The following is a 15,643-nucleotide window of genomic DNA, read 5'->3' as shown; positions in this document are numbered from 1 at the left end:
CTAGCCGACCGCCCATCTAAGCCATTCTGTTGTTGAGGAATATTATAACATATGAATCATAAAATGTACGTTTTTACGCTCTTTCCGAAAAGGAGGAACGAATATGGAGCAAAAGCGCTTCAAAGATGAACATGGATATAAATATGACTTTGCCGCCGTGATCCGGAGAGGAGAACAAGTAGCTGTTCACTGTCCCCGTTGTCAGGGCCAAGCTTTTATTTCCAGATCCAAAAAAGAATGTTATTACGTTGTTCGATGCTCTCATTGTTACTACACGTATCAGCAGCCAGAATCTTATACATTCTATGCACGCGGCGTATGCAACCATTGCGAACGGTATTTTAATATCGAAATCCATGATGACCGAACGAAACTCCATAAAAATACGAATATAAACTGTCCGCACTGTGAGACACGCAATCAGGTTCCGGTGCATCGTGTTCAATCACGCGAATGGCATACGGACGTGATCCAAAACGGAAAAGACCCTATTTTCCAGCTCCAGCTGTACTTCCTTGATTACTATCGGGGTAAACCTGTCTGGGCTCTTAACCGGATACACCTGAATTACCTGCTCTCCTATATCTCTGCCGAGTTGCGGGAAAAGCCTACATCCGGTATGATGCGTACGGCTTCCCATTCCATTCCCAAGTACATTAAGGATGCGAAGAATCGCCAGGCCATCTTAAAGATATTACAAAAGCTACAGCATAAGCCAGCAGCTAAGAGAGGAGCCTCCATACATGAGCATACTAACTTTTGACAGCCTTGAAGCACTAGTTCATGCCGTTGACCAAACAGAAATCAATGAATGGGTATTTGCCAATCTGAAACATGTCCAAAGTAATCCGCTCAATTCTACCTACTACATCATTCCCGAGGAAGAATTGTGGGAGCTGGAGGATGCCGGTCTCACCGTCACCAATCATCGTGATGAAAGTATCCCTGCATCTCTGCCAGACCATCACGTGCAATCTTGGCTGGAGGTGGCGACTGTACAGGATGTCATTGAAGTGTTACGCCACAGCGGAAGCGAGCCGGATATTGAACGCATTGCGCAGGGACTGCGATATTATCATGAATATGATGCTTTTATGGAATAAGCGTCTCCAGCAACTCTTTCACCTCAGGGACAGCCTGCTTCAGGCTGTTTTTTAGTTTCTTCGCGCCACCCCATATACGATAAACAAGCACCTCTTGTTCATAGTCCTCCAGCTTCTCAAGCTCCTCCACCAGTACCTGTGCCTGCTCTACAGTTTCGATTCCGGATGACTTCAGTGGTTTGGCAGACTCGTTGCTTGCCAGTAGAATCCTCGTCCAAACGGGGATCGTGTCAGGTGTTAGCCCATGCGCTTCGGCAAAAGCAGCCGCGTAACCGTTCTGTACGGACTGATGTTCACTGTCCACCAGCTTCATATAACGATTCACTAATGGGAAATAGTTCGTTCCTTTCAGTCCTAATCCCATTACCGCATAGGTTCCCGGCATCGCCGACTTTTCACCGGGCTCTACATCGTTATACCATTTGAATTCTTCCATCACGGTTTCGGCATATTCAGCCAGCAACGGATGCAGCGACGGATACTCAAGTGCATTGGCGAAGAAACGATGTACCGTAGATTTAGCCAACTTGGGTACAGGCAGGTAGTTTTTCACCTTGCTTTTGAACTTCATCCGATATTCCTTGGTAAAGCCCTTCTTTAAAATATCGCATAAATATACAAGTGCTTCTCTATAGCTTTCTTCTTCCTCTGAACGAATCTGAACCTCCAGCGTTTGCAAAATATCATTGGCTTGGCAGATGACTCGCTCGCTTGTATGTAGCGTTGGGATGCTTCCTGATCCGCTCTCAAGCCACACGGAAGCCTGCTCCGAGCCTAGCTGTGCAGCAATCTCCAAATATTTCTGCCGTGCATCGGCATCGGTCGAACCCACCCGCATCGCGGTAAGCAGGAACATCTCCATGGCTGGCGTGGGAATTTTCGAAGGGAGAATATCGGGCTTCACTTTATAATCCAGCCCATAGCTTTTTTCCCGATCCGCATACTTCAGCAAAAATTCATCTTCAGCCCAATGCTTTAAGCCACTGTTGAGCTGATACCTCCATGCTTCCTCACGCTTGCGGCTGACCTTCACTTTGGCATCCATTATATGGAGCAACTCATCCACCCGCTGGGCATCTATAGCGTACAAATGAGGATCAAGCAAGTGTCTCACTAAGAAGAAATCGTCCTCTTCCTTCGGGATAGCTTTACTGGAGGGGTTGAGCTTCTGCTCCACAAACTGCTGGATAGTGGCTAACAGTTGCTGCCGTTTATCTTCATTTAGGAGTGAGAATGTAAAATGATTGGCCTTATTCTCCAAGACCACTTCCAGATGAAAATCCAGCCGATAACGAAAGAACATGGAACTGAATTCTTCCGAATTAAATAGCGCCTCTATCCGTTCCCTAAACACAGGCATCCATTCGTCCTGAACCTGCTGCAGTGTTACCCCCTCCGTAAAACCAGAAATCTCCATGTCCGGTCTACGATGATCCCAATCAAACGGTTCGTAGGTATCCACCCACAGCCCATCCTTCTTACAGGTAACTTTTAAGTATTCATGAATCCCTTCGTGAAGGACACTTTTGATTTGGAATTCGGCGATGCGCTTTTGCTCAGAAGCGTACGCCTCATCAATCGCCTCAAAAATTGGATCTATGTAGGCTTGTACCCCTGATGTTGTCATAAGATGTGTTCCTCCTTCGTCCCCTCACAAATTGTAATTCCTATGGAATTAAGATAGACTAATCTATAACTACTTTATTTCCTAATTATAGCATATCTCTCATTTACTTTTGATCTCTATCCCTATAGATAGAGTGCCGGAAAGCAGGTGTATCCTACATGTATTGGGTTTCCACACAACATACGACGGTGGCTGCCACGACACTCGGAGATCATTACTACGAAGACTTTAGATGTTCAAGTCCCATTCACAGAAACACTGGAACATATTTTACGGGATGAATTCGGAATGATGGAACCATTTCCCCGTTATTTCGAACCTGTCAGCCCAGACAAAGCCTCAACATTCCTACTGTTTAATCCCCCGGATACGACCGAGGCCTACAATCCAGCCCATCCGAACGAGCAAGCCCTGGATTTCGCTCCGGCATCCATACAAGCATTGGCTCAGCGGTTTAAACAGCATTTTTCCTCAAACCTATGGATTGAAAATGAGCATATCTGCATGGCTTTTCTTCAGACTCTAGGCGGATACGTGCGTTTTAACTATGCATATGGACGCGAAGTGGCGATCATTTATGAACCGAAAGCGATAGCACTTCGTGATGAAATTCTAGCATTCTTGCAAAAAGAGCATTATCGGGTTGTAGAGTAAGAGGAGGACGAATACGAATGACAGTACATTTTGCACAAACCTTAGAAAAACTGGAACAAGTCGTTGATCGTCTTAGACAAAGTGGGATGCCTGATGTGGTATACCATTTGACGGAGGAGATTTCTACAGGTGAACTAACTGAGCTGGAGGAACGGCTGCAGATGCCTTTGCCTGCCTCCCTGTCTGAATTAATACAGCGGTGTGGCAGCTTAAATTTACTATGGTGCCTCCCCACACACTGTATTGTAGCTGATGGACCGGAGTGTTCATATAAAAACAGCAATGATCTTGAACAAGAGCAGAGTATCCTAGACGATATCACAGGAGAGTTTGGCTGGAATCATGAGTATATTGGCTATTTTACATCCTATGGGGAAGATACCGACTCGGTAGCGGACGAGCAACGATATCTGATCCTTAATTATAATGGTGCGGGTGATCCGATACTGCTTGATATGGCGACATCCACTACAGAGCCAGCGGTGTTCTGCTATCATCACGAGTTGGACCAGTTCACGTTGCTTGCGGAAAATCTACCTGCCTATATAGACACCATGCTCACCTTGCACGGGCTATGGCTATGGGATTGGTTTAAAGTGGCCGATGAGCATGGCATTCAGCTAAACAGCCCACCACTGCAACTCTGGCTACGCTGGTTGAACATGTTTTGCACGATGAAACTGGAGGATGCGCAGTCGTTGGAGACGCTGATCCATTACACCACCATGCATGGCGTAGATCATCCTGCTGTGTTGCAGGCTTTTCAAGCCTATGATCCAAAGGATATTTTTCTTGCCTGGGAGCAGCACTGGCAGAACATTCAACATAGCCAGGTTCCATTCTCTACTTGGGCCGTTTTGGTAGGGGAGACCGCGGGGATTGGGGCTGCTGATTGGGTCCGCTCCTTATGGGAACCAGAAACCGCGCAAGCATGGACATCTTTAGCTCAAAACAATACCCTACATGCTAAGGGTGCATTTGTGTCCACACGTGCCTATCTGAGCGCCCGTTGCCTACCCGAGCAGGAAGGCTTGGTATGTGTTTGCAATCACCTGCTACAGGATTCGGCTGCAGAAGACAAATTAGAAGGATACACCGCTAATGGGCAGCTACAGCATTTTCGTTCACCACAGATCATTAACTGGATGCGGGATAAAGTCAATCATCCGGTGGATGGCTGGGCAATACTTTTCGCTCACTCCCGTCCTACAGCTGAGCAGTTGATTGAATGGCTATCCGATAGCGAGCTTCATCAGAAAATTGCAACGGAGGCGCTGGATATCATGATTCATCGGGATCTTCTTCCCGCTCTGGAAGCAGATGCTTGGGCCGATATCTCAGATCTGCTTCTTGATTCTTTGCAGCTCGTTATGCTCAAAAAAGATAAACGTCGCATTGAAGCCGTGCTTAAGCAGCTTTCAGACGCGGATTCGCATGTACGAGTGATGCGAGGTAAAGAAAGTTAGCCGCTGCGTCAGCGGCTTAACCCCCTGAGGAAAGTATCTATAGTGAATGCGATCAATTCATCATTGGATTTTGCCATAGGAAGTTCAAAATTCAGGAGCAAAGAAGTCAATCCGTGCAGCATGCTCCATACGGATCTGGCGATCAGGCGCTCATCTCCTTGCATGATGCAGCCTTCCTCCATAGCGGCTTTGAGCCCAGTTTCAAGCAGCTCAAAGCCTTTAAAACGCCCACTGTCTATAAGGCTGACCAAGCTTACAGATTCCAGGTTGCTGATAAACAGGATGTTGTAATATTCCGGGTTAGCCGTTCCAAAACGAACATACGCATCAGATACCGTTTTCAGTGTGTCCAGAGCGTTCAATCCCGCTGCCTGTGCTTCATCCACACGCCGCTGAAGAGCCTGCAGGAACAAGGTATTTCCTTCTACCAGCAGTTCACGGACCACGGCTTCCTTATTGGCAAAATAATGATAAATAGTTGTTGGTGAATATTCGATCTGATCCGCAATTTTGCGCATGGAGACTTCGGCATATCCTTGATTCAGGAAAAGCGACCGGGCGGCCTCAATGATTTTCCGGCGGATCTCACTGCTTTCACGTTCTCGGCGTTTGATATGTTTCATGAGTAGATGTACTTGCCCTTTCTGCCTACCCCAATTTGGCGGCGATACGATCAGCTTCCATTATACCCGAGTTCATAACCCCTTGAAACCCGCCCCCAGGCTGTGTCCAGGCCCCTACCAATGACAGACGATTCACGGCTGATTTGTGCTTCAGTCTTTTTATACCGGACTGCCGGACCGTTTGTGCGTAGCCATAAACGGCCCCGTCGGGATTAGCGGTATAACGCTGCATCGTGCGCGGTGTGCCCAACTCGGCCACCACTACCTTGCTGCGAAAACCCGGATACAGCTGTTCTAGACATCCCAGTATCTGCTGTGTCACGGCTTCCTTTTGGGCTTTATATTCGGGACGTGCGGCAGGCCAGTTCTCCAATCTGTCCAAAAATGTAATTGCAATGACACCCTTTCCCGGTTCATTAAGCTTAGGGTCCATGGCGTTATAATTCGTGAGCATCCAGTTGCCTTTGGTATACTGGCCGCTCATCATAACTTCATAGTCTGTTTCCGAATCCGGCTCATTGCACAGGATTAAGTCTTCTTCGGTGATGCCAAGCTCATGAGGCTCACATGATAATCCCAGATATAGCTGGGTGAGAGACGTGCCAGTCTCCAGACTGCTGACAGCTTCCAGCTCACGACGGGCAGCATCATGGTTTTCCAGTAGGCGGTCATACGTATGATGGGGACTGATACCAGACACAATCCAGTTGGCTTTATATACATCGCCTTTTTTCAGACGGACTCCAACTGCTTTACCGCGTTCGAGTAAAATCTCAGATACTTGACTGCGCAGGTGAACTTCTCCTCCCGCTGACTTAATAGCGTCAACCAATGCATTGGATAAAGCCTGTGCGCCTCCCTCAATGTAGTACGTCCCCTCCAAATGATAGCCGATCCAGGGAATGAAAAAATACAAGGCCGCAAGCCGCTTTGGAGGCAATCCATAATAGGCCCACAGCGCGGTAAAAAATTCCGTGAATCGTTCAGACAACCCGAATTGTCTTACAGCTTCCCAGGTCGTCATTTGCGTCCAACGGAAGAAGGTTCCTGCTTTGAGCAGGCCAACCGCCTTGCGCCAGGAAGTGAGAGTAGAAAAAGCAGAAAAGCCTGTTTCAAAACGGCGAATGCCCGCGAATAAACTGTCAATGCCTGACACCTCAGCAGGAAACATATTTTTGAGGAGCTGCACATACTCCTGAACATCGGACGGAATATCAATGGTCTGTCCTTCCCAACGAATGGAGTACGGGTGCTTTTTGCGGAGGGGAACAATTCGCTGGTCCGCATTGCAGTCCTTTAACAGTCGACCGAAGCTGCCCTCCTCGAGTCCGCCGACACCGTGCAAGGAGACATCAAAGGTATATCCCTTTCTTGTAAATTCAGTTGCGAAACCGCCAGCTAAAGTATGGCTTTCAAAAACAGCTGTTCGGTAACCGAGCGCGGAAAGTCTTGCTGCACAGGACAAGCCACCCAGTCCTGCACCGATGACAATAACATCGTATGGGTTCATGATTTCATCCCCTTTTGTTAACATCGTTATATAAATTAACACTGTTAAGTTAAGGAGATTATATACCACAATATTACCGTTGAAAAGCCCGGTATCTTGGTTGCCCGCTATAGATGAATACCATGAGTTCGACATATCCACTTCTAATTGTAAGCTGCTTTAAGGATTTTTGTAGAATCCTCCGTTGCGGAAGTAAACTTTTTTTTATAAAAAACACCCAAAAATGTAGCGCTTTCACTTGTCAGATTCCAATGAAGGTGCTATCCTTCAAGTGGGATTGTTACTGAAAAGGCAAAACCCGAGTGCACACGTGTACCCGGAGTTTGCCTTTTTTTGATTTGTATGAATTTCACAGCTTACAGTCAACCATCCCGAACATGTAGTAAGCGCTTTAAAAAACGACACCAAAGGAGATTAATCTCATGCAAAGAAGACGTTTTGCCCTTGTTTTATTATCTTTCGTGTTCATGCTAACGATCTTTTTCCCATCCTCCAGCTCTGCCGCAGCAGCCGATGTCCCAGCGCCACAGGCTACCCTACTTACTCAGGTACAGCCTTTGGGTGAAGTCGTTTCTGCTGTCGTACTGAAATACAGCACCAATATTGACGGGGCATCCTTATCCACGTCCAGCTTTCAGGTTCAATCTGTACTCAATGATGTATATACAGACAGAACCGTGACCAGTGTATATACCAATGATACTGGAGCCATCACCAACCGCAGTACTCATGGCAAATATGTCGTGATTGAGCTGGATACGCAAGATAAAAATGCAAGTACCCTTACTTACGATGCAACAAGCGCAGTTAACCGCATCAACACGTTGAATTATATGATTAGTCAAAAGAAAGATATTGCAACTTCAAAGAAAACAGTCATCCCAGCCTCTACACAGACTGTAAAAGCAACGGATAAAATTACACCAATCGTGGACGATTTCCAAAAAAACACCTTTGAAAATAAAGAAGGCTTCAAACTGAACTACTTTACATTTGAACCTAAAGTAGAACCAGGCAAAACCTACCCGTTGGTTGTATTCCTGCACGGAAACGGCGAACGCGGTGATGGAAACGGAGTCAACCTGTTAGCGAATGCTGGTGCTGTCACTTGGGCTTCTCCTGAGCAGCAAGCCAAACACCCATCCTTCGTCATCGCTCCACAAAGCCCGATTGACCTGGAGCATAAATTCATTTGGGCAGATGAGCCACGCAACAGCGCTGTAGCCGATTTGGTACGTGATACGGCGTTAAAATACCCGATCGATACCAACCGAATCTATATTGTTGGTATTTCTCAAGGAGCCATGGGAACGTGGAGATTGTTGGAAAAAAATCTGGACTTGTTCGCCGCAGGTGTGCCAATTGCCGGTTTGACCAACTATGAAAAAGCCGTTAACATGTATGCGCCTGTTGAACCTACACACGTCGAGGCATTGAAAAACGTTCCTATTTGGGCCTTCCATGCTGCAGACGATACCACAGTAAGTCCTAAAAACTCGCAAGAAATGGTCGCTGCCATTAAAGCACAAAACGGAAACCTCATTCACTTCACTGAATACGAAGCAGGGATTATCAAACCTACAGGACACTTCTCCTGGGTTCCGGCTCTGCAAAATCAGGATATGATTGAATGGCTGTTTGCACAAAAGAAATAAATGTAGTTTTTGTATTAAAACCGAACTTAAAAGTTTCATATTGTGCCACTACGCAGTCGGATAGTACTTTCCATCGCCACCGCCCCCGGATTTCTTGAACAAAGCCTTTTATAGAGTAGTAATCCGGGGAGGTGATGCTTCCGAAGCGCGCTTTCCTACGGAAAGCTTTTAAAGCGATCGCTTCGCTTGTACAGCACTATTCCGTCTACTCCGTTTTTATGTTCATTTTGAGTTTGGTTTTTTTATATCTCCAAATAATGCGCCAGAACGGTTCGATACCCGCCTGGCGCTTTTTTATTATTCAAAAAAAAGACACCTACTTTCCTGTGTACCACCATCAGGAAGGCAAGTGCAATATCAAAACGAGGAGACTGAAAAATTTGACACTGGTATTGCCATTTGCAGTTAACTTGGAACCTGCTACTTCGCGCGTTTCGCAGCTTTGATCGTTCTCAAAGCTCGTCTGCGAGTTACCTTGTTCGGACTCCGAAGCTGTCTTCTGGCAGTTGCCACATCTGCTTTAGCCATGTGTACATCACCATACTATTCACTTAGGCTCATAGCGTGAGCATGCACCTAAAGCCTATTAGTAGTGATTATGATTCTCATTATCATTTAAAATTATATAATGAAATCTACTAGCATGCAAGAGCTTTGGGAGAAGTATGTACCTTTATTAAGGAGTTGCCAATGACCCCTTTCCCCCATATTAATAAAGAAGCGTTGGGCTTGCAGTCCCAACACTTCTTTATAGTAAAACAACAACTTATACTATGATTAATCCACTTTGCCGCCCTCTACGACCAGTTGATCTGTAAAGCCTTCTCCGTAAACAGAGGTCAGTGTGTCCTTGTAGGCTTGATGCACAAAGTTTTCCTTGCCTAATGTAGCCAGCTCATTGTTGATCCAGTCTAATAACTCCTTATTTCCCTTTGCTACTGCGGGTGCAATCGTATCTTGACCACCAAAGGCCGGGATGGTTACGGTAAAGCCAGGGTTGGCCTTTGCCCAGGCGATCAGCTCTGTATTATCGTTGGCAATGGCAGCCCCGCGTTTGTCTTTGAGGGCTGAGAAGATTTCTGTATATTGATCGAATTTAAGCAGCTTGATATCAGGGTAATTTTTCGTGAAATAGGTTTCAGCCGTTGTTCCCTTTGCGACAATCAGCTTCTGATCCGAATTCTTCAATTGGTCAATCGTGGTGATTGGAGCGCTATCAGGCGACACAATGCCAAAGGATAATTTCATATACGGGTTGGCAAAATCGACTTTTTCCTTACGCTCATCCGTCACCGTAAAGTTAGCCATGATGATATCTACCTTGTTGGATTCCAAATAGGCGACCCGGCTGGCGGCATCCACCAGAACAAATTCCACCTTGGACTCGTCACCCAAGAGATCTTTGGCAAACCGCTTCGCAATATAGACGTCAAAGCCTTGATTCTTCCCTTCCGAATCCACGTAGCCAAAAGGCGGCTTATCTGCAAATACACCTATTCGAATCTTGCCATTCTTTTTAATGTCCTCAATCGAAGCAAATTTAGCCGAGCCTGAACTACCGTTGGTATTTCCGCCTCCTGCACATCCCGCCAAACCAACAATCAGCAAGCTCAAAGCCAGTAATAACGTCGTGAACTTCATTCCTTTTCTCATCTGTATTCATCCCCCTGTTTATATCGTTTCGTACTGAAATATATCCAGAAAGTGCTGGGCACGCTCTGTTTCCGGTTGGGTAAAAAATTGCTGTGGCGTAGTCATTTCGCATATCTGTCCTTGATCCATAAAAACGATACGATCCCCTACCGACTTGGCAAATCCCATTTCATGCGTCACGATAATCATGGTCATGCCCTGCTGTGCCAGCTCTCGCATGACATCCAGTACCTCTCTGACCATTTCCGGGTCCAAGGATGCGGTGACTTCATCAAAGAGCATAATTTCCGGGTTCATACACAGGGCGCGCACAATTGCAATCCGTTGCTTTTGCCCACCTGATAATTGTCTCGGATACGCATCTTTGCGATCCAGCAGACCCACTCGCTCCAATAGCTGCTCCGCTTGCTCAAGTGCCTCCTGCTTATTTCTCCGCTGAACTTTAAGCGGGCCGAGTAATATATTTTCTAAGACCGTCATATGTGGAAACAGCTCGTAGTTCTGGAACACCATTCCAATATGCTGCCGCACCTCACGCCAATTCACTTTCTTATCCGTCAGGTCCTGTCCTCTATAACGGATATCTCCACTCTGGACCGGCTCCAGACCATTGAGACATCGGAGGAGCGTGCTTTTTCCACATCCCGAAGGACCGAGAACGACCACGACTTCCCCTTTCGTTACGTCCAGATTAATCTGTTGCAGTACTTTTCGGTCTTCGAAGCTTTTGTGCAGCCCTCGAATTTCGAGTAAAACCTCCTCAGCCTCTCCCATGACACCCACCCCATCCTGCTAATTTTGCCATCTGCGTTCAAATCTTTTGGAAAGTCTGGATAACGGATAGCATACGAGAAAATACAATATGAAAATAAAGCCGTACACCCAGAAGGATGCCGAGGGCGCCTTGATTACACCAAGCTCAATAATCTGCTGTCCGACCTTGACCACTTCCACTACACCGATCAGCACCACTAATGAAGTGGTTTTGATCATCCGTGTCGCCAGATTAATAGAACCGGGAAGCATTCGGCGCACCGCCTGGGGAATGAGCACATAGCGGTATAACTGTCCATATGTCAGTCCCAATGCCTGCCCGGATTCCACCTGATGCTTGGGCAGTGATTCCAATGCACCACGAACGATATCACCAATCTCGGCCGCTCCCCACAGGCTGAATACGATAATTGCTGTCAATTCCCCGCTGATATTCACATTCAACAAAGGAGTAAATCCAAAATACACAACATACAACCATACCAGAATTGGAATAATGCGGAATGTCTCCAAATATAATTTCAGCACAAACCGAATCGGTCTTGATTTTAAGGTGCGCAGCAACCCCATCAAAATGCCTAGTAGAGTACCGATAATAATGGAAAGTAACGCAATCTCCAGCGTAACGAGTAATCCCCCTAATAGACGCTCGAAATTGGAACCTTCAAAGAGCACATTAATCCCCGAATTCAGCATATCTCACCTTCCTTTCCACCCACGTCAGCAGTATCGACAAAGGTAAAAGCAGAACGAGATATGCCAATACCAGCAGAATTAGGGATTCTGTCGTTTTGTAGTACATGCCGATCAGGTCTTTTGCCACATTCATCAGATCTAATAAAGCAATGGCGCCAACAATGGAAGTCTCCTTGAGCAAAAAAATCGCATTCGCTCCCAGAGACGGAACACTGATGGCAAAAGCCTGTGGCAAAATAACATATCTCGCCAGTTGTATCTTGGACAGTCCGAGACTCAGCCCGGATTCCGTCTGGGTTTTACTCACTGCTTCCATTCCCCCACGGAACGCCTCAGCCATATAACCCCCGCCCAAAAAGGTCATGCCCACAATGGCACACGTCATTTCGCTCATATGCAGACCTATTTTCGTAAACCCGTAATACAGAAAATATAACTGTACAAGCAGCGGCGTATTTCGGGAAAGCTCAATATAGGCAACAACGATGCGGCTAATTCCCCTTACCTTGTAATACAGTACTGTGCTGCACAGCAAACCGACGACTAATGAAAATAGAATAGCAAAAAAGGCGATCTTCAACGTCAACCACATAGCTTCTCCATATAACGGCAAGCTCTCTACAATAAACTCCCAGTCTAAGTTCATATGTGTATACCTTTCGATTTTCAATTATTCCTATGTACTTGCTCTGCTTAATAACAATGATTGTATTCCTGCCCAATTATTACGTCAATACTTTGATGAAAATTTGTCATATTTATCTATGATTCAGGAAGAAAAGTGTTGTTTTATTTCAGAAATAAATAAAAAAAGCTTGAAATGAATAAATTTCATTTCAAGCTTTGATTTATGCTATACGATTCATCATACGAGCGGCTCGGTAACAAGAGGGCCGCCGAGCTTCTCTACAATTAAACGGCTCTCCTCATTTAATCCCCGCAGGGTGATGGATTTGCCGGATTTCGTATACTTTTGCAACACCTTGCCGATGGCAGTAACTGCGGAGTGATCCCAAATATGAGAATGACTGAAGTCCACCACGACACGTTTTGGATCATCCGAAGGTTCGAAATGATCGACAAAATGAGTCGTTGAAGCAAAAAACATCGGACCCCTGACATGGTACACCTTTTCGTCGTTGTTCTCCGTTGCGCTGATGCGAATTTTAGCCATTTTCCAGCCAAAATGCAGAGCACTCAGCAGTACGCCTACGATCACGCCCTTGGACAAATCATGCGTAGCCACCACAATGATCACCGTGACCACCATAATAAACGTGTCCGCCTTGGGTACCTTAGCAATGTTTCGGAGCGATTTCCAGTCTACGGTTCCGATACACACCATAAACATGACTCCTACCAATGCACCCATTGGCACTTGCTTTACAACCCCGCCAAGCACGAGCAGCAGAAAGGCCAAGAATACCCCAGCCGTAAAAGTGGACAAACGCCCTCTTCCACCTGAGCTGACATTAATAACGGATTGTCCGATCATGGCACAACCACCCATACCACCAAAAAAGCCATTTACAAAGTTGGCAATCCCTTGCCCGCGGGCTTCCCGGTTTTTATTGCTCTTCGTTTCGGTCATTTCATCCAAAATACTGGCTGTCAGCAGCGATTCCAGTAGTCCAACCAGTGCCATCGTAAAGGAATACGGCAACAAAATCCGCAAAGTATGCCACGACCACTCAATTTGCGGCAAATGGAATGAAGGCAGCGAGCTGGTTAGCGTACCGATATCTCCTACCGTTTTCACATTCAATCCAAATACATACGTAATGATCGTCATGATGATGATTGCCGTCAATGGAGCAGGAATGCTTTTCACAAATCTCGGTAAAATATACACAATGAGCAGCGTCCCCGCTACCATCGCGTACATGATCCAATTAGCTCCATGAAAGTGGGTGAGTTGCGCCATAAAGACGAGGATCGCCAGCGCATTCACAAATCCGGTCATAACCGGCTGCGAAATAAAGCTGATAAAGCGACCTATTTTCAAAACACCCAGCAGCACTTGAATGATTCCTGCCAAAATGGTAGCTGCAAACAGATATTCCACGCCATGATCCTTCACTAGGCCAACGACCAGTACCGCTACCGCTCCAGTTGCTGCCGAGATCATCGCCGGACGTCCACCTGCAAAAGAGATGACAATTGCCATCGAGATGGAGGCGTACAGTCCGACCATGGGATTGACCCCCGCAATGATCGAGAAGGCAATCGCCTCGGGAATTAGTGCTAGCGCCACGGTCATGCCCGCAAGTATATCGGCCCGGATATTACCGAACCATTGGTGTCTAAGATTCATACTGTCTCGTTCCAGCCTCCTATATTTACGGAGAGTAGCGTGTTGACTCGCACCCCGTGTGTTTCGGGTCTCCGTCCAGCGCCCAATCGCCAAGGCTCTCCTATCATTCAGTTCGTCTCTCTCAAACGAACCCGGTCCGTTACATTCAGTCCATCATTATAACGTAAGGAAATCGCAGAGACGAATGAGTTAAAAGGCTGTTTACAGAAAGAAATCATCTATTTCCTTGAAATATCGATCATTATCTTCATCTTATTTCGTTTTCTTATAATTAAAATTTTCGCAATTTCTAAGATTCTAACCTGCTAAAGTTTATCACCTTAACTTCATACTCAGACTCCGCGAACTGTAGATCTTGATCCGCCGTAACCAGTACCAATTGGTTTATAATAGCTGTCGCAAGAATCAATGCATCTGGAGTCTTGAGCTTTCTTGCAAACTTATCTTTTTGTTCTCTTCTGATACGCCCCGCTTTAACTGCGATATCTGAATTAACTGCAATAAATTCCCCGCCAAGAAAAGGTATTGAATCTAAGGCAGTATCAGTGGGCAACCCGGCTATAAACTCGGACTGAGTTATAACAGAAAAGAAAATATTCTCTTTGTCTTTCTCAGCTTGTCGTATTACTCTATCCAAAGATGAGTCAAGTCTATGAAGGGCAATAGCTGCATTCGTATCAAATAAATACCCCATCTAATCCCAATCCTCTCTGGATTGTTTAACACTCTCTTCGATCTCAAGTAATTGCTCCTTACTTAGGCTGCCTCGGGAATTTAAAACAGCTTGCAACCCTTTCGGTAACGGGGACTCTAAATCAATAACCTCAGTTTCCCCCTGTTTATTTTCTATAGTAACTTTTGATGGTTCAAACCCAATATCACGAAGGAGATTTAAGAGACGTATTCGATGTAGATCAGTTAATTTTTTTGCCACTAAAATCACTCCTTAGCAAAAGATTAGTTTCCTGTCATAGCTCATTTGATTCGTTTTCTTATGTTTAAAATTTTCGCAATTTCTGTACAAGCTCCGATAGGGATTCAGCAATCTCAGAGTCCGCATGCTGCTGAAGTAAGCCTTCAAAGTCAGGCAGTGCTTGCTTCAATAATCGATAACTATAGTCATAATAACTCCAAAAAGCTACCGGATCATAACCGCGTGCTTCTTCCTCTTCCCACTCCAGTTCATCTTCTTCTGGATCGCTGTCTGCCGGCCATAGATATTTTTCGTCCAGCAGCATGGTTAGGGATTCTACAGACTTCTGTGAATCCTCTTGTGCGTTTTCCATGTCCAATGTTCCAACAACCGCATGGTACAGTTCCAACTCACTCCGCGTGATATCATCCGAATTTCTCATATGCATATTACGCAATAAGAAAAGTAACACCCATGGCGTAACCTGCCACAATGTGCCTTGATGCTCTATCAGATCAGCAATTGCTGCGTACTCCCCGTTGGATATCAATTGTGGCAACTCCGTGCCCCTACCATAAGGAGTAGTCAGGCGGTGCCATGGCACATCTGCAATTTGGAGATTATTCATCTTATGTGTATCCATAAGTTTTCCTTT

The 15,643-nt window shown here is 45.9% G+C and carries 17 protein-coding genes; 5 read left to right on the top strand and 12 right to left on the bottom strand.

Annotated features, from left to right (window positions below; translation table 11 throughout):
• Positions 1–103 precede the first annotated feature (103 nt).
• Together ACL9RM_RS02245 and ACL9RM_RS02240 are read left to right on the top strand one after the other, a co-directional pair.
• Positions 104–763: a hypothetical protein gene (locus ACL9RM_RS02245; protein WP_250240659.1), complete on the top strand. Its 660-nt coding sequence runs from the start codon at positions 104–106 to the stop codon at positions 761–763.
• Positions 744–1,103, top strand: a complete 360-nt coding sequence (locus tag ACL9RM_RS02240; RefSeq protein WP_250266848.1) for a DUF7716 domain-containing protein — start codon at positions 744–746, stop codon at positions 1,101–1,103. Before ACL9RM_RS02245 ends, ACL9RM_RS02240 begins: the two co-directional genes overlap by 20 nt.
• On the opposite strand, the gene ACL9RM_RS02235 is transcribed toward ACL9RM_RS02240, so the two are convergent.
• On the bottom strand, positions 1,093–2,730 hold the full coding sequence (locus ACL9RM_RS02235) for a DUF6138 family protein (RefSeq protein ID WP_250266849.1): 1,638 nt from the start codon (positions 2,728–2,730) through the stop codon (positions 1,093–1,095). The genes ACL9RM_RS02240 and ACL9RM_RS02235 overlap by 11 nt on opposite strands.
• A 288-nt stretch (positions 2,731–3,018) precedes the next feature.
• Here ACL9RM_RS02235 and ACL9RM_RS02230 point away from each other — a divergent pair, with 288 nt between their 5' ends.
• A complete protein-coding gene (locus ACL9RM_RS02230; protein ID WP_250266850.1) occupies positions 3,019–3,384 on the top strand; it encodes a hypothetical protein in 366 nt (121 codons plus the stop codon).
• A gap of 17 nt (positions 3,385–3,401) precedes the next feature.
• Positions 3,402–4,850 carry an SMI1/KNR4 family protein gene (locus ACL9RM_RS02225; protein ID WP_250266851.1) on the top strand — a complete coding sequence of 483 codons (1,449 nt, stop codon included), beginning with the start codon at positions 3,402–3,404 and terminating at the stop codon, positions 4,848–4,850.
• 8 nt (positions 4,851–4,858) lie between these two features.
• On the opposite strand, the gene ACL9RM_RS02220 is transcribed toward ACL9RM_RS02225, so the two are convergent.
• Together ACL9RM_RS02220 and ACL9RM_RS02215 are read right to left on the bottom strand one after the other, a co-directional pair.
• The gene (locus ACL9RM_RS02220) at positions 4,859–5,473 is read right to left on the bottom strand and encodes a TetR/AcrR family transcriptional regulator (protein ID WP_250266852.1); all 615 of its coding nucleotides are present in this window, start codon (positions 5,471–5,473) and stop codon (positions 4,859–4,861) included.
• A 25-nt stretch (positions 5,474–5,498) separates the two neighbouring features.
• Entirely contained in the window at positions 5,499–6,983 is a 1,485-nt protein-coding gene (locus ACL9RM_RS02215) for a phytoene desaturase family protein (RefSeq protein ID WP_250266853.1), read from the bottom strand.
• A 422-nt stretch (positions 6,984–7,405) separates the two neighbouring features.
• On the opposite strand from ACL9RM_RS02215, the gene ACL9RM_RS02210 reads away from it, so the two are divergent.
• Positions 7,406–8,638, top strand: coding sequence for a PHB depolymerase family esterase (locus ACL9RM_RS02210; protein WP_250266854.1), 1,233 nt, complete (start codon positions 7,406–7,408; stop codon positions 8,636–8,638).
• 420 nt (positions 8,639–9,058) lie between these two features.
• On the opposite strand, the gene ACL9RM_RS02205 is transcribed toward ACL9RM_RS02210, so the two are convergent.
• The 9 genes from ACL9RM_RS02205 to ACL9RM_RS02165 form a co-directional block, all read right to left on the bottom strand.
• On the bottom strand, positions 9,059–9,166 hold the full coding sequence (locus ACL9RM_RS02205) for a putative metal homeostasis protein (protein ID WP_158451783.1): 108 nt from the start codon (positions 9,164–9,166) through the stop codon (positions 9,059–9,061).
• 249 nt (positions 9,167–9,415) lie between these two features.
• Positions 9,416–10,291 (bottom strand): cysteine ABC transporter substrate-binding protein, encoded by an 876-nt coding sequence (locus ACL9RM_RS02200; RefSeq protein WP_069290583.1) that lies wholly within the window; start codon positions 10,289–10,291, stop codon positions 9,416–9,418.
• A gap of 18 nt (positions 10,292–10,309) precedes the next feature.
• Positions 10,310–11,065, bottom strand: coding sequence for an amino acid ABC transporter ATP-binding protein (locus tag ACL9RM_RS02195; RefSeq protein WP_250266855.1), 756 nt, complete (start codon positions 11,063–11,065; stop codon positions 10,310–10,312).
• 18 nt (positions 11,066–11,083) lie between these two features.
• Positions 11,084–11,761: an amino acid ABC transporter permease gene (locus ACL9RM_RS02190; protein ID WP_250266856.1), complete on the bottom strand. Its 678-nt coding sequence runs from the start codon at positions 11,759–11,761 to the stop codon at positions 11,084–11,086.
• Positions 11,742–12,407, bottom strand: a complete 666-nt coding sequence (locus tag ACL9RM_RS02185) for an amino acid ABC transporter permease (protein WP_250266857.1) — start codon at positions 12,405–12,407, stop codon at positions 11,742–11,744. The genes ACL9RM_RS02190 and ACL9RM_RS02185 overlap by 20 nt, the downstream gene beginning before the upstream one ends.
• 219 nt (positions 12,408–12,626) lie before the next feature.
• The gene (locus ACL9RM_RS02180) at positions 12,627–14,075 is read right to left on the bottom strand and encodes a SulP family inorganic anion transporter (RefSeq protein WP_250266858.1); all 1,449 of its coding nucleotides are present in this window, start codon (positions 14,073–14,075) and stop codon (positions 12,627–12,629) included.
• A gap of 289 nt (positions 14,076–14,364) precedes the next feature.
• Positions 14,365–14,769, bottom strand: a complete 405-nt coding sequence (locus ACL9RM_RS02175; RefSeq protein WP_165177837.1) for a PIN domain-containing protein — start codon at positions 14,767–14,769, stop codon at positions 14,365–14,367.
• Positions 14,770–15,009 carry a hypothetical protein gene (locus ACL9RM_RS02170; protein ID WP_069290586.1) on the bottom strand — a complete coding sequence of 80 codons (240 nt, stop codon included), beginning with the start codon at positions 15,007–15,009 and terminating at the stop codon, positions 14,770–14,772. It lies immediately after the preceding gene.
• Positions 15,010–15,073: 64 nt separating this feature from the next.
• On the bottom strand, positions 15,074–15,631 hold the full coding sequence (locus tag ACL9RM_RS02165; RefSeq protein WP_081330700.1) for a hypothetical protein: 558 nt from the start codon (positions 15,629–15,631) through the stop codon (positions 15,074–15,076).
• Between the last annotated feature and the right edge of the window lie 12 nt (positions 15,632–15,643).

This window comes from Paenibacillus sp. S29, assembly GCF_049319765.1.
In the GTDB taxonomy this organism is placed as follows: domain Bacteria; phylum Bacillota; class Bacilli; order Paenibacillales; family Paenibacillaceae; genus Paenibacillus; species Paenibacillus polymyxa_B.
Note: the sequence above shows the minus strand (reverse complement) of the source record. Positions and strands in the feature narration are given on the sequence as shown.

What these genes read in the sequence shown, in the direction of transcription:
- ACL9RM_RS02245 (WP_250240659.1), top strand. Translation starts at nt 104, where the DNA reads ATGGAGCAAAAGCGCTTCAAAGATGAACATGGATATAAATATGACTTT.
- ACL9RM_RS02240 (WP_250266848.1), top strand. Translation starts at nt 744, where the DNA reads ATGAGCATACTAACTTTTGACAGCCTTGAAGCACTAGTTCATGCCGTT.
- ACL9RM_RS02235 (WP_250266849.1), bottom strand. Translation starts at nt 2,730, where the DNA reads ATGACAACATCAGGGGTACAAGCCTACATAGATCCAATTTTTGAGGCG.
- ACL9RM_RS02230 (WP_250266850.1), top strand. Translation starts at nt 3,019, where the DNA reads ATGATGGAACCATTTCCCCGTTATTTCGAACCTGTCAGCCCAGACAAA.
- ACL9RM_RS02225 (WP_250266851.1), top strand. Translation starts at nt 3,402, where the DNA reads ATGACAGTACATTTTGCACAAACCTTAGAAAAACTGGAACAAGTCGTT.
- ACL9RM_RS02220 (WP_250266852.1), bottom strand. Translation starts at nt 5,473, where the DNA reads ATGAAACATATCAAACGCCGAGAACGTGAAAGCAGTGAGATCCGCCGG.
- ACL9RM_RS02215 (WP_250266853.1), bottom strand. Translation starts at nt 6,983, where the DNA reads ATGAACCCATACGATGTTATTGTCATCGGTGCAGGACTGGGTGGCTTG.
- ACL9RM_RS02210 (WP_250266854.1), top strand. Translation starts at nt 7,406, where the DNA reads ATGCAAAGAAGACGTTTTGCCCTTGTTTTATTATCTTTCGTGTTCATG.
- ACL9RM_RS02205 (WP_158451783.1), bottom strand. Translation starts at nt 9,166, where the DNA reads ATGGCTAAAGCAGATGTGGCAACTGCCAGAAGACAGCTTCGGAGTCCG.
- ACL9RM_RS02200 (WP_069290583.1), bottom strand. Translation starts at nt 10,291, where the DNA reads ATGAGAAAAGGAATGAAGTTCACGACGTTATTACTGGCTTTGAGCTTG.
- ACL9RM_RS02195 (WP_250266855.1), bottom strand. Translation starts at nt 11,065, where the DNA reads ATGGGAGAGGCTGAGGAGGTTTTACTCGAAATTCGAGGGCTGCACAAA.
- ACL9RM_RS02190 (WP_250266856.1), bottom strand. Translation starts at nt 11,761, where the DNA reads ATGCTGAATTCGGGGATTAATGTGCTCTTTGAAGGTTCCAATTTCGAG.
- ACL9RM_RS02185 (WP_250266857.1), bottom strand. Translation starts at nt 12,407, where the DNA reads ATGAACTTAGACTGGGAGTTTATTGTAGAGAGCTTGCCGTTATATGGA.
- ACL9RM_RS02180 (WP_250266858.1), bottom strand. Translation starts at nt 14,075, where the DNA reads ATGAATCTTAGACACCAATGGTTCGGTAATATCCGGGCCGATATACTT.
- ACL9RM_RS02175 (WP_165177837.1), bottom strand. Translation starts at nt 14,769, where the DNA reads ATGGGGTATTTATTTGATACGAATGCAGCTATTGCCCTTCATAGACTT.
- ACL9RM_RS02165 (WP_081330700.1), bottom strand. Translation starts at nt 15,631, where the DNA reads ATGGATACACATAAGATGAATAATCTCCAAATTGCAGATGTGCCATGG.